This window comes from Aquimarina sp. I32.4, assembly GCF_002924285.1.
GTDB lineage: Bacteria > Bacteroidota > Bacteroidia > Flavobacteriales > Flavobacteriaceae > Aquimarina.
The window spans coordinates 1-13113 of record NZ_PGUB01000112.1 but is presented as its reverse complement, the minus strand read 5'-3'; the positions used below and the strand labels follow the sequence as shown (position 1 = coordinate 13113).

The following is a 13113-nucleotide window of genomic DNA, read 5'->3' as shown; positions in this document are numbered from 1 at the left end:
TTTGCGTTCACTTCGAATCAAACTTGGATGAATTTTAAAAATATAGCACTAGATCATATGTATTTTAGAACTTAGCCATCCTTATTAATGGTAAACGAAAAAACCTAAGTGCTTTATTATATACACAAACATCTCCTGGAATAGGTGAAACTGGTTCTGATATCTCTGCAATACCAACAGATGCAATCAAGAGAGTAGAAATATTACGAGATGGGGCATCTGCCCAATATGGATCTGATGCTATTGCTGGGGTAATGAATATCATTTTAAAAGATAATCCAGATGAGGGTTCTGTAACAATACGATCTGGTATAACATCAGAAGGAGATGGAGAAACTATAGGTGTCAGCCTTAATAATGGAGCTAGTATAGGTGATAACAAAGGTTTTTTTAATTATACTGTTGATTTTTCTAAGGTAAGCCTTGCTAATAGACCTGGAACAGTAGATGCAGAAGGAGAATTCAATGACTTTTTTTTTACAGATCCTGATCGCTATAATAGTTATCTCGTGGGAGATGAATTAGGAGCTGGTGGTCAAAGCTTAACTGATTTTACAGCAGAAGAAGCTCAACAATTTTTTCTGGATAATTATGTAGGTACAGTAGCTTACAATACAAGGTTAGCAGAAATCAATAGCGCCAATACGCAAGGAAGAGCAGATATTGATCAATTTTTAGCTTTCAAACCCGATGCAGGTAACATTAATGGTTCCCCAGAAACGGCAGCTGCCAAATTTTTACTAAACGGTGGATATGATATCAATGAGTACACCCAGATGTATATAAATGCGGCTTATGTTTATAAAAAAGTAAATAGCTTTGCCAACTACAGAACACCATACTGGAGAACTCTGTCTGATTTTCCTTATCTGCAAGATTTTTTCCCTGATGGTTCAAACGGTGAATATATAGGGTATGTTCCTACTTTTGAAGGTGTTCTCAATGATTATAATGCCACCATTGGTTATAAAACCGTAAGAAATGGCTGGAACTATGACTTGAGTTATACAACAGGAGGAAATACACAAACCTATATTGTAAACAATTCTCATAATGGCAATACAGTATACTCTCCTTCTACTTGGATTGATGCAAATGGTAATGGCACCGTAGATGCTGGTGAACTTATAGAGGGATCAGAACTATATAGAGAGAATAGTCCTTTATCATTTGATCCAGGAGGAACAGGGTTTAAACATAGCGTTGGTAATATTGATATCGCCAAACTACTTTCTGATCAAATTAGTATTGGTTTTGGAGCAGAATTCAGGACAGAAACTTTTGAAATATTTGAAGGTAGTTTAGCTTCATATGATGGTGGTGGAAGTGATTCTTTTGCTGGAAATAGCCCTGAGAATTCAGGAAAATTTAATCGATATAACTTTGGAGGATATATAGATATTTCTGCTGATATTACTAAAGATTTTTTAGTAAACGGAACAGTACGTCTAGAGGATTATAGTGACTTTGGTGAAGCTTTTGTATGGAAACTAAGTTCTAGGTATAAATTTCTACAAGATAAACTTACTCTAAGAGCTTCTATTTCTACTGGATTTAGAGCTCCTACCCTACATCAAATTTACTCGCAAAAAGCACAATATGCCTTTGTTCCAGGAGCAGGAATTCAGGTTGGTGGTTTGATAAATAATGTTTCTCCGCAAGCAAAATTATTAGATATTCCCAGATTGGACGCAGAAGAATCAACCAATATTACTGTAGGTATTGGTGCAAAAATTAATAGTAATATCAATTTCACTATTGATTATTATAACATCGAGGTTAGAGATAGAATCATCCTAAGTAACAGAATCGGAAAAACAGCCACCGATGCAGTAGGTAACAGTATTGGTGATACCAACCTAGATCGATTACTCAATGATAATAACCTGAATGATCTAAGCTTTTTTGTAAATGCAATTGATACCAGAACATCTGGAATAGATCTTGTTGCCAATTATAGAAATATTCCTATTGCAAATGGACAACTTGGCTTTAGTCTATCTGGTAATTATACTATAGAAAATAAAAGAATTGGAGAAGTTAAAAACCCTAAAATTGTCGAAGATTCTGGGCAATCAGTAGTAAATGAAACTCAAGAAGCTTTATTTTTTACCTCTAGACCTAGAACAAAATGGATATTGGGGGCAAATTATGAGATTGGTAAGTTCGATTTCTCTCTAAACAATACTTATTTTGGGAAAACTACTTTTAGACAACAAGGTATGAGCACCGATCTGCAAACTGAGTTTATCCCCAAAATAGTTACTGATTTGGGAATCAATTTCAATGCTACCAATAAGTTTACAATCGCAGTAAATGTTAACAACTTATTAAATGTATTACCAGAATGGGAATTCAAAGCACGTAATGCAAACGGAGAAGCTATCTTGAATGACCCTGCACAGGTGAGAACTAATTCTAATCTAATCACCTTTAATCAACGATATTCGCAAATGACTTATAATGGATTTCATTTTAGTCAATTAGGCACAATGTTTACTTTATCTCTGAACTATAAATTATAAAAAATCATCTTAATTGTCAATATAAACAAACAACCTCATTATACATATATAATGAGGTTGTTTTGTATCCATAAAATATAAATAGTTAATTCTTTCTATTTATTTCTTCTATAAAGTAATAGAACCCTATTTTTGCAGGAAATTTAGTACGGAATATTGATGAAAAATTTAATTCGTTATTTTTATAATCTTTTTGTTTCCAAAGGTCTTTCTGAGACTACGGCAGAGTATTTGAATCTACTAATAGGAATATCTATTCTTATCGTTGTTCTTTTTATAGTAGATTTTGTCTTTAAAAAAGTAATTGTTGCTGTTTTCAAAAGTTACGCTTCAAAATCAAAAAATACCTTTGATGATTACTTAGTAAAAAACAAGACCTTTAATTACCTTGCGCATATAGTCCCCTTGTCGTTGACAATATGGATTGTTCCTATGCTCTTTGTTTCATTTCCTACAGCAGAAAAATATCTAGAAATACTTTTTCATATTATGGTGATTGTATTGTCCATATGGATTCTACGTAGTATTCTAAGAACGTTTAGAGATTTTTTAAAATCTTTATCCTCGTTCAAAGATAAACCCATCGATAGTTATGTACAGGTATTTATGATATTTGTATGGTTTATAGGCGGAATTATGATTTTCTCTTCTATGACTGGAAAATCAATCTGGACATTCTTGACAGCTCTTGGAGCAATGTCTGCTGTTATTCTTTTGATTTTTAAAGACACCATTCTTGGATTTGTAGCTAGTATACAAGTTGCGGTTAATGATACTGTGAGAATTGGAGATTGGATTACTATGGAAAAATATGGTGCTGATGGAGATGTTGTAGAAATCAATTTATCGTCTGTAAAAGTTCAGAATTTTGACAAAACAATCACTACCATCCCAACATACTATCTCACCTCTCAATCTTTTAAAAACTGGAGAGGTATGATGAATTCTGGTGGTCGAAGAATAAAAAGAGCGATTTTGATTAAAACATCAAGTATTTCTTTTCTATCAACAGAAGATCTTAATAAACTACAAGAGATAGAATTACTCAATGAGTATCTGCAGGATGTACAAAAAAACATAGATAGCCATAATCAAGAAAATAATATAAATAAAAATGTTTTGATGAATGGTAGGAATCTAACCAATATGGGAGTTTTTAGAACCTATGTAGAGTTCTATTTAGAGAACCACCCATATATCAACAAAACAATGACTATTATGAGTAGGCAACTACCTCCTACTGCGCAAGGTACTCCTTTGGAAATATATGCATTTAGTAACAACAAAGTTTGGAAAAATTATGAAAAGATAATGGCAGATATCTTTGATCATTTATTATCTGCAATACCATACTTTGACCTAGAGGTTTTTGAACTAAACTACACTATCAATAAATAATACATCAATACACACATATGATTACCAGTTTCAGAATTATTAGTTTCCTAGAAGGAGTTTCATATCTACTTATTCTATTTGTAACCATGCCTCTTAAATATATATTTGAATCACCAGAACCAAATCAAATTATTGGTATGGCTCATGGTTTTCTTTTTTTACTATATATAGTACTAGCAATCATGGTCAAATTTGAAAAACAATGGAATGCAAAAACATTAATCATCGTTTTGCTTTGTTCTATCATTCCTTTTGGTACTTTCTGGATGGATAAAAAATATTTAAAAGATTCTGCAAAAGCATAAAGCTACATAAAACATATAGTGATATAATTTTGGCGGTCGTATTTTTCTAGCCAATTCATATCTTATTATCTTATAAAATGTACTCCATGTTCATGTGCTGGAGGTCTAAAGTATGTAATATAAACATCTATTCAAAACTCAAAAAAATTAATAAGGGGACATTACAGTTATAAAATATATTCCTCCAATAGGGCATAAAATACTTATCAATAGATAAATACCTAAAAAAATAGAACCTCTTATTTTTTCTTCTTTGCTTCCCCCTCAAACTCTTTAATAATAAGTTGCCATTTACCTTTATAATAAAAAACTAAATAACCACCCCCCCAAATATATAAGCATAAAAAAAACAATATAAATTTTATGAATGCCTGTCAAAAACATTCCAAAAAAATCAATATTTAACAAATAAGAAACAAAAAATACTATAAACATACTTTGAAATAAAATCATTATTAATGATGACAATAATGCACTAAACGCTGGTGTATCATTATTAAAAAATAATGCCCACCTATACTCTACATAAAACATATAGCGATATAACTTTGGCGGACGTATTTTTTCTAACCAATTCATAATTATAGCTTGTTATAGAAATCTTGTATAGGGTAAAATTCTTACTTATCCATACCTCCTCTATAATTTGTCTATACTATCATTTTCGTTTTTACAATATAATGTTAGTACAAAAGATAGGTTACACTTAGAGGGACTACAGTAATCAATATTCCATATAAAATATTAAACATAGCATCAGAAAATTTCACTCTAAATTCAAGAAAAGTATCTTCTGGCATTCGACCAAACCATTTTACAAATAACAATGTCATACCTTTATATAATAAAGTTGCATATAACGGGACTATTAAGCTTACGTATAATGTGTTTTTATGATCTATATTACTTGTATATACATATATATAACCCATCAAAGTAATAATAGAACTACCTCCCAAAATAAACCACCAGCTTTTATTTTTATCAAGATAATTTCTAAAAAATTCAAATATTAAGCCAGGAATTACAATAGATGATATAAAAATGAAATCACCTAAATCCATATCATTCTAAATTTATAATTTATTAAAAAATTCTTGTATAGAAAAAGTTCTTATTCAAAACTAAAAAAAATTAATAAGGGGACATTACAGTTATAAAATATATTCCTCCGATAGGGCATAAAATACTTATCAATAAATAAATACCTAAAAAAATAGAGCCTCTCACTTTTTCTTCTTTGGTTTCCCCCTCAAACTCTTTGATAATACGTTGCCATTTACCTTTATAGTAAAAAACTAAATAACCAATACCTAAATATATAAGCATAAAAAAAACAATATAAATTTTATGAATGCCTGTTAAAAACATTCCAAAAAAATCAATATTTAACAAATAAGAAACAAAAAATACTATGAACGTACTTTGAAATAAAATCATTATTAATGATGACAACAATGCACTAAACGCTGGTGTATCATTATTAAAAAATAATGCCCACCTATACTCTACATAAAACATATAGCGATATAACTTTGGTGGACGTATTTTTTCTAACCAGTTCATAATTATAGCCTGTTATAGAAATCCTGTATAGGATAAAATTCTTGCCCATCCATATTTACCCTATAATGCACCTGTGGTTTCACATAAGTATGATCCCTATCTTGCATATGATACAAACGTTCTCGCATCCTACTACGTTTATGTTGAATGGATGGAACATAATCAATGTCAAAATCATCACTATAAGTACTGCCAAAAGTCCCCAATTGTCCAAAACTATTATCATAAGGCACTCCATTACTAGTTACCCCACTAGGTTGTCCCCAATCTCCAAATGTGCCAGTTGCAGATAAAATAAAATAACTACCTGATATAACCCAACCTATAGCTCCCCTAGTACCAACTAATGCCATGACTATATCTATACTAGCTTTAGTATAAACTTCATTTCTATTAGAATCTTTATAAAAACCTGCAGAACCAGCTTCATATAAACTAATTCCAATACTAATCCACATACAGATTTTCGCTCCATTTTTTAAATATTTTATATTATTTGACGCAGTACGTGCCCCTACACGGTGACCCCCTGCTCCTACTGTATTGCGCTGGCTACTTAATTTACGTAGTTTCCCTTCTTGATTACGATACCACCCTCTGGCTTTATATAAATTTTCTCCCTTATGCCATGGGGTAAGATTACCTATTCTATTCATTGCTAAAGCTCCTGCAGCCTTGCCTGTAATAGCTGTTCCCATTTTTACAGCATCGTACATAGGATCTTCCCAATTAATTTCTTGAGATATAAATCGGGTTCCCAGATCAGGATCACCTCCTATAGGACCATTATAGGTAATTTCTCCCCCTCGTTTGTACACATCATTATCTACAAAGAGAATATGGGTATTGGTAGCGATATCTTCTGCTCGTACTACCACTCCTAATTTATTATGGGTAGCTTCACTACGCTCACTGGTTACACTTATCTTGGCATCTTTAGAAAGCTGTGTCCATTTATAGCCATCCCATACCTGATATCCATTATTTGCTCTACGCACATAATCTTGAGTATTTACTTTATCAGCTGCATAAGGTTGTAGGCTTTGCCATTGATGCATGTGACTACGTCTCACTCCTATCTCATCGGTAGCAAGGTCTACCTTATACAATGCTTCTGATAGCGCGGTACGGGTATTATCTATCTCCCATCTCAATGCCCAACCAATATCAAATGCGGTTGGTGGTTTACCATCAAATCGTGGTTTTACTGCTCGCTCTATTGCGGGGCGCAATATATCATCTACCCCCCTTAGAGTTTCGTTACTCTTTCTCATATCTAGCAGTATTATTATTTTTTCTCTGCCACTGGCCAATTATTAATATGAGTATGTCCTTTGACACTCATCTGGTGTGCATTGATCTTAAGCTCTGATACAACTCCACCTCCTTCTAGATTACTGTGATAGGTGTACATATCTGAGCAATATGCTCGTTTGAAATCCAGCGTGAATTTGATTCCCATACCATCTCCTTTGTAAAAGATAATTTTACCATCACGAGTAGCTGTATCATTACCTGCCCAGTCTATTAAATCGTCTTGACCATCAAAATCTAATACAATAAGAATGCTACCTGCTCGTACCCGAGCACTCGGTCTACCACTGTAATCTACAGGTTTATGATAATCAAAGGAACATTCTATAATCTTATAAGCTTTATTATCGATGATGAGTTCTGTTTTTGTCGCCATTGTGTTGTGTGTGGTTAATATGTTATTATTTTGTGTAATATATAGATGCCATAATCTACTCTCTACTAGTGTTTCTAAAGCTTTGTAATTTGAGGTGCAAAACCACTATAGTGTAACATTTCTCTAGTTGCTATACTGTAGTCCTCTTAAAAACCTATAATTAAATATTATCTGTTATTATTACGCGCTAACATGTTTTCTTTTTATTGATATTTATTAATAATTCACATTGTTTATTAGTATATCATGACGACAATGTTATTTCTATATATAGTTAGTATCCCATATTTTGATATAAATGAGTTCTCTTCTGTACACAACAATATCTACTACTGAAGCACAAAAAGAGTCAAATATCAAGGATACATTACTGTTTTAGGAGTATTATTTAATCTATAGTAGCACCACTATTGTGGGGTTTTGGGTGATACTCATAAAATGGGGTAGGATATTTTGTAAAACAATACTATGCTTTTAAATTTTTAAAAGATCAGTTTATACTATGCCTTAAATATTTTCTATAAAAAAAGTTAGGTAATTCTTTCATAATACGCCAGTTTTAAGTTTGTGTGTACGAATATACACTTTTTATCAAAAAAAAGAGGAATGAATGCCTCAAAATAAATATGGTTAAACCACAGAAAAAAAAGAAGTTCTAAGTTGCTAGTTTACAATATTTTATGTATTATACTGCATATTGTGATTTTACTCTGGATATTCTATTCTAAGATGATAGATATTTGTTAATTTACGTTTAAATACTTTTTTGATTTGCTGTATTTCTTTAAAAGTGATATTAGCATTCAGGAACTGATTATCTTCCATCTGTTTTGTTATTATCTTTTCTACAAAAGTATCTATAAGGCTACTAGTAGGGTTTTTAAGACTTTTTGAGGCAGCCTCTACACTATCAGTCATCATCAAGATAGCAGTTTCTTTAGAAAAAGGCCTAGGACCAGGATATTGAAAATCCTCTATATTTACATTTTCGTTACTTTCTTTCTCTTTTGCATAAAAGTAATATACTGTACTTGTACCGTGATGTGTTCTTATAAAATCAATAACACGATCTGGCAAGTTATATTTTTTGGCAATTTCTACCCCTCTTATAACATGGTCTATAATAATTTTGGCGCTTTCTTTTGGTGATAATACATCATGCGCATTACCTGATGCAGATTGATTCTCTGTATAATAAGTTGGATTTACCATTTTACCTATGTCATGATACAATGCTCCTACTCTTACTAACATGGCATTAGCTCCTATCTCATTAGCTGCAGCTTCTGCTATATTAGCAACATTAAGCGAATGATGAAATGTTCCTGGAGCTTTGTTAGACAATTCTTTAAGCAATACAGAATTAGTATCACTGAGCTCTAACAAAGAGACATCAGAAATAAGTCCAAAAATCTTCTCATAGGCATAGATTAATGGATGTACAATCAGAGTTGCAAATCCACTAATTACAAATAAAACTATTGTCACCCAATCTACATTGGCAATACTTCCTTCATGAATCACATGAAAAGCAATATATGCCAAAATATAAATCAATGTAATTTGTCCTACAGAAATAAATAAATTAGCTCTTTTAAAAGATTCTGAAATAGTAAGTATGGTTACAATTCCGGTAATAATTTGCAAAAATGTATACTCATAACTATTAGGAACCACAAAACCTAATATCAATACAGTAATGACATGCGTAAATAATCCTAACCTAGAATCAAAAAATGCCTTAAGAATCAAGGGTAAAATACATAAGGGGACGACATATATATAATCTGATGTATAGGTAACAACCAATGTAGTGATCAATACCATAAAAAGAACATTAAAAAATATAAATGTTACTTGTGTATTATTATCGTAAATATCAGGCCTGTATTTTCTTATAAATAACAAAAGCATCATAAGTGCTAGCGAGACCAGAAGACAATACCCTAATACTATCCAATAAAAATTCTTGTCACTCCATACCTGCGATTCATATTCTGCTTTTAATGAGGTTAATATTTGTAACTTATCTCCTTCTACAACTTCTCCTTTTGCAATGATTCTACTACCTCTAGAAACCCCTCCTCTAGTAGTCAGTACTTTTTCTAACTCAATCTCTAAAGTACTTTCTGTTAATTTCTGATTAAGCCTTACATTAGGTTTTATCAAATCATAAAACAGCGCCACAAAATCACTTTTGAACTTAACATATTCACTTTTGTCAATTCGCGAATTAATGATTCGGGTCAACATAACAGGAGTTAAAATCTGACTATAAGTAATTGCCTCTGCCGTATTTCCTTTATTTAAAAAAATCTGCCTTTGATCATTATATGAATAGGTTTCTTGTAAAATCCCATGTCTATATATATCATTGAGTAATATTCTACCAAAAAGTTTAGCCTGATCTCTAGAACTACTTTGATTTAAGGTTTTGAGATAATTTGCAAAAGATTTATCATATGATTCCTTTGCTGTATTTGCTATTACAGTATCATATTCAAAATAAGGAATTACATTATCATTGATTCGTTTTTTCTCTGCTTCTATTTCTATTTCAGTCTTTGCTATTGCAAAGTCAAATGGGGCATATAGGTTTTCATATTGCCAAGGTTTTCCTTTTGCAAACTCATATTTGAATATCCCCCCTTTAGGAAATAAGTATACGATAAGTATTGCAGTACATATAAAAAGAAAAATCCTGTATATCAAGGATTGTTTTTTATATAATTTATTTAAAAAGCTATTCATGATTCAAAATTTAAGAACGCTTACAGTCTTTCAACTTTCTTTTTATCTCCTATCTATAATCTTTAAAGAATATAGATATTCAGATTCCTTATCTATCCATCTTATAAGCATGATTCTATAAATGAATTCAAAAGTAATAAAAATAAGTCAGTACAATACGAGTACTCTTGTTAGTAACTTCCCTATGCATATCCCTTAAAAAATCATTAAATTCGCAAAATAACAATACACACATTTTTTTAAAATATAGATCATGAGTAAAGAAGTAGTAATTGTATCTGCAGCGCGTACACCAATCGGAAGTTTTATGGGAAGTCTTTCTACTGTTCCAGCGATTCAACTAGGTGCGACTGCAATCAAAGGTGCATTAGATAAAATAAATTTAGACCCTTCTCTTGTTCAAGAGGTATTTATGGGTAATGTTGTACAAGCAGGAAATGGGCAGGCTCCTGCTCGACAAACAGCATTAGCAGCAGGAATTAATGATAATGTACCTTGTACTACTGTAAATAAAGTATGTGCCAGTGGTATGAAAGCTGTTATGCATGCTGCACAAGCAATTGCTTTGGGTGATGCTGATATCGTGGTAGCTGGAGGAATGGAAAATATGAGTTTAATTCCTCATTATGTAAGGTTGAGATCTGGACACAAATTTGGGTCACAGACATTAGAGGATGGTATGCAAAAAGATGGTTTGGTAGATGCCTATGACCAAAATGCAATGGGAGTTTGCGCAGATTTATGTGCTACCGAACATAATTTTAGTAGAGAAGATCAAGATGCATTTGCTATTCAATCATATGAGCGTTCTACAAAAGCATGGTCTGATGGTAAGTTTAATAATGAAGTAGTTCCTGTTGCGGTTCCACAACGTCGAGGAGAACCCGTATTGGTCACAGAAGATGAGGAATACAAGAATGTAAAAATGGAGAAAATACCTGCTTTGCGCCCTGCTTTTTCTAAGGAAGGTACTGTAACTGCTGCAAACGCTTCTACTATCAATGATGGGGCTGGTGCTGTAGTGGTAATGAGTGCAGAAAAAGCTACCGAACTAGGATTACAACCTCTTGTAAAAATAAAAAGTTATGCTGATGCTGCACAAGAACCTAAATGGTTTACTACGGCTCCTGCAAAAGCGCTACCAAAAGCCATAGAAAAAGCTGGAATATCTCTTGACGATGTTGATTTTTTTGAATTTAATGAAGCATTCTCTGTAGTAGGATTAGCGAATCTAAAAATTCTAGGGCTAACTGATGCTAATACCAATGTAAATGGTGGTGCTGTTTCTCTAGGTCACCCATTAGGATGCTCAGGAGTTCGAATTTTAATCACATTGATCAATGTATTAGAACAAAACAATGCAAAAATAGGAGCTGCCGCAATATGTAATGGTGGTGGTGGTGCATCTGCTATGGTAATAGAGCGTGTATAATCATTTTTTTTAATCTGGTTTTTTATAATTAAAATTATTACATGCAATACGGTATTTGTAATCTGAGTATTGTTCCATTACGTTTTGAACCACAAGATCCTAGTGAAATGGTTTCACAAGTGTTATATGGTGAACATTTCAAAATATTAGAACAGCGCAAAAAATGGAGTAAAATTCGTTTGGCTTTTGATCTTTATGAAGGATGGATCGATAATAAACAATATGTAGAGATCAATAAAGAGACTTATGATAATTTTAATAAAATGTCTATGTCTTTAGTGGGTGATATGGTAGATTTTGTAAGTTGTGAAGATAACCAACTTATGCCTATCCCATTAGGTGCTTCTTTGCAGGCATTAGATTTTTTTAATCATCAATACGAAGGAACCAAGATTACAGAAAGACAAGCTAAAAAACATCTTATTGATACCGCTTTTCTGTTTCTTAATGCTCCATATCTATGGGGTGGGAAAACAAATTTTGGTATTGATTGTAGCGGTTTTACTCAAATGGTTTATAAACTAAATGGGTATCAATTACAACGAGATGCATCTCAACAAGCTACTCAAGGGGAACCTTTGAGTTTTATAGAAGAAAGTGAACCTGGTGATCTTGCGTTTTTTGATAATGAAGAAGGTACAATCACCCATGTAGGGATCATGATGAAAGATAACTATATTATCCATGCGCATGGTAAAGTGCGCGTGGATCGTATAGATCATACAGGAATCTATAATGTAGAGAAACGAACTCATACTCATAAACTAAGAGTAATTAAACGTATTATTTAATTTTACTATTATGAATTCTGAAAACCTTATCATCAAAAAAGTAAATCTTAATGATAATAAGGTATTATTAAATATCGGCCGTCAAACATTTTATGATGCGTTTGGTCCTCCTCATAATATAGAGAAAAATATTAATGACTACTTAGATCAAAATTTTACACTTGATAATATTACTCAGGAACTTCAAAATCCTGAATCCGAATTTTATTTCGTTCTAATTGCAAATGAGATTGCTGGATACCTAAAAATAAATACGGGCGATGCACAAACGGAATCTGTAGAAGGCACTACTCTTGAGATAGAACGGATTTATGTCTTAAAACAATATCAAGGTAAAAAGATAGACCAGGTACTATTTGAAAAAGCAGTGCAAATAGCTAATTCGAAATCAATAAAGACAGTCTGGTTAGGTGTATGGGATAAAAATATCGGAGCTATCAAATTTTATAAAAAAAATGGCTTTAAATCTTGGCTATATTCTACTATATGACTGATTCAGTTGTTGTTTTCCAAATTTGCCATGCATTTTGTCCAGCAAGGGCATAGTAGGCAAAGGATTTGAGCCGTTGGTTATTCTCTTTTATGCGTTCCAAGACCATAAACCAGTTCATATAATTCTGTAGATATTTAGTTGCCACTCCATTAAATGGTTTCA

11 protein-coding genes and 1 pseudogene are annotated in these 13113 nt (G+C 32.2%); 7 read left to right on the top strand and 5 right to left on the bottom strand.

The window, feature by feature from the left end; all coding sequences use genetic code 11:
* Positions 1 to 77: 77 nt before the first annotated feature.
* From CVD18_RS23250 to CVD18_RS18675, 4 genes and pseudogenes are all read left to right on the top strand, one after another.
* Positions 78 to 194: pseudogene (locus CVD18_RS23250) on the top strand (hypothetical protein); the annotation flags it as partial.
* Between the two features lie 60 nt (positions 195 to 254).
* Positions 255 to 2525 carry a TonB-dependent siderophore receptor gene (locus tag CVD18_RS18685; RefSeq protein ID WP_233194592.1) on the top strand — a complete coding sequence of 757 codons (2271 nt, stop codon included), beginning with the start codon at positions 255 to 257 and terminating at the stop codon, positions 2523 to 2525.
* 159 nt (positions 2526 to 2684) lie between these two features.
* On the top strand, positions 2685 to 3923 hold the full coding sequence (locus CVD18_RS18680) for a mechanosensitive ion channel family protein (RefSeq protein ID WP_103867034.1): 1239 nt from the start codon (positions 2685 to 2687) through the stop codon (positions 3921 to 3923).
* Between the two features lie 17 nt (positions 3924 to 3940).
* Positions 3941 to 4228, top strand: a complete 288-nt coding sequence (locus CVD18_RS18675; RefSeq protein WP_103867033.1) for a DUF3817 domain-containing protein — start codon at positions 3941 to 3943, stop codon at positions 4226 to 4228.
* Positions 4229 to 4911: 683 nt separating this feature from the next.
* On the opposite strand, the gene CVD18_RS18665 is transcribed toward CVD18_RS18675, so the two are convergent.
* The 5 genes from CVD18_RS18665 to CVD18_RS18645 all read right to left on the bottom strand — a co-directional run bounded on the left by CVD18_RS18665 (position 4912) and on the right by CVD18_RS18645 (position 10235).
* Complete coding sequence (locus CVD18_RS18665; RefSeq protein ID WP_103867031.1) at positions 4912 to 5292, bottom strand: hypothetical protein; 381 nt, start codon at positions 5290 to 5292, stop codon at positions 4912 to 4914.
* 70 nt (positions 5293 to 5362) lie between these two features.
* Entirely contained in the window at positions 5363 to 5794 is a 432-nt protein-coding gene (locus CVD18_RS18660; protein WP_103867030.1) for a hypothetical protein, read from the bottom strand.
* Positions 5795 to 5796: 2 nt separating this feature from the next.
* Positions 5797 to 7068 carry a hypothetical protein gene (locus tag CVD18_RS18655; protein WP_103867029.1) on the bottom strand — a complete coding sequence of 424 codons (1272 nt, stop codon included), beginning with the start codon at positions 7066 to 7068 and terminating at the stop codon, positions 5797 to 5799.
* 14 nt (positions 7069 to 7082) lie between these two features.
* Complete coding sequence (gene tssD, locus CVD18_RS18650) at positions 7083 to 7484, bottom strand: type VI secretion system tube protein TssD (protein WP_103867028.1); 402 nt, start codon at positions 7482 to 7484, stop codon at positions 7083 to 7085.
* 705 nt (positions 7485 to 8189) lie between these two features.
* Positions 8190 to 10235: an HD family phosphohydrolase gene (locus CVD18_RS18645; protein ID WP_103867027.1), complete on the bottom strand. Its 2046-nt coding sequence runs from the start codon at positions 10233 to 10235 to the stop codon at positions 8190 to 8192.
* Between the two features lie 253 nt (positions 10236 to 10488).
* Here CVD18_RS18645 and CVD18_RS18640 point away from each other — a divergent pair, with 253 nt between their 5' ends.
* From CVD18_RS18640 to CVD18_RS18630, 3 genes are read left to right on the top strand one after another with little or no spacing between them, the layout of a single operon-like run.
* Complete coding sequence (locus CVD18_RS18640) at positions 10489 to 11667, top strand: acetyl-CoA C-acyltransferase (protein WP_103867026.1); 1179 nt, start codon at positions 10489 to 10491, stop codon at positions 11665 to 11667.
* Positions 11668 to 11708: 41 nt separating this feature from the next.
* On the top strand, positions 11709 to 12458 hold the full coding sequence (locus tag CVD18_RS18635; protein WP_103867025.1) for a C40 family peptidase: 750 nt from the start codon (positions 11709 to 11711) through the stop codon (positions 12456 to 12458).
* A 10-nt stretch (positions 12459 to 12468) separates the two neighbouring features.
* The gene (locus tag CVD18_RS18630; protein WP_103867024.1) at positions 12469 to 12948 is read left to right on the top strand and encodes a GNAT family N-acetyltransferase; all 480 of its coding nucleotides are present in this window, start codon (positions 12469 to 12471) and stop codon (positions 12946 to 12948) included.
* Positions 12949 to 13113 lie beyond the last annotated feature (165 nt).

Excerpts from the sequence above, each read along its gene's own strand:
- CVD18_RS18635 (WP_103867025.1), top strand. The coding sequence starts at position 11,709 with ATGCAATACGGTATTTGTAATCTGAGTATTGTTCCATTACGTTTTGAA.
- CVD18_RS18665 (WP_103867031.1), bottom strand. The coding sequence starts at position 5,292 with ATGGATTTAGGTGATTTCATTTTTATATCATCTATTGTAATTCCTGGC.
- CVD18_RS18645 (WP_103867027.1), bottom strand. The coding sequence starts at position 10,235 with ATGAATAGCTTTTTAAATAAATTATATAAAAAACAATCCTTGATATAC.
- CVD18_RS18630 (WP_103867024.1), top strand. The coding sequence starts at position 12,469 with ATGAATTCTGAAAACCTTATCATCAAAAAAGTAAATCTTAATGATAAT.
- CVD18_RS18640 (WP_103867026.1), top strand. The coding sequence starts at position 10,489 with ATGAGTAAAGAAGTAGTAATTGTATCTGCAGCGCGTACACCAATCGGA.
- CVD18_RS18655 (WP_103867029.1), bottom strand. The coding sequence starts at position 7,068 with ATGAGAAAGAGTAACGAAACTCTAAGGGGGGTAGATGATATATTGCGC.
- CVD18_RS18660 (WP_103867030.1), bottom strand. The coding sequence starts at position 5,794 with ATGAACTGGTTAGAAAAAATACGTCCACCAAAGTTATATCGCTATATG.
- CVD18_RS18680 (WP_103867034.1), top strand. The coding sequence starts at position 2,685 with ATGAAAAATTTAATTCGTTATTTTTATAATCTTTTTGTTTCCAAAGGT.
- CVD18_RS18685 (WP_233194592.1), top strand. The coding sequence starts at position 255 with ATGAATATCATTTTAAAAGATAATCCAGATGAGGGTTCTGTAACAATA.
- CVD18_RS18675 (WP_103867033.1), top strand. The coding sequence starts at position 3,941 with ATGATTACCAGTTTCAGAATTATTAGTTTCCTAGAAGGAGTTTCATAT.
- tssD (WP_103867028.1), bottom strand. The coding sequence starts at position 7,484 with ATGGCGACAAAAACAGAACTCATCATCGATAATAAAGCTTATAAGATT.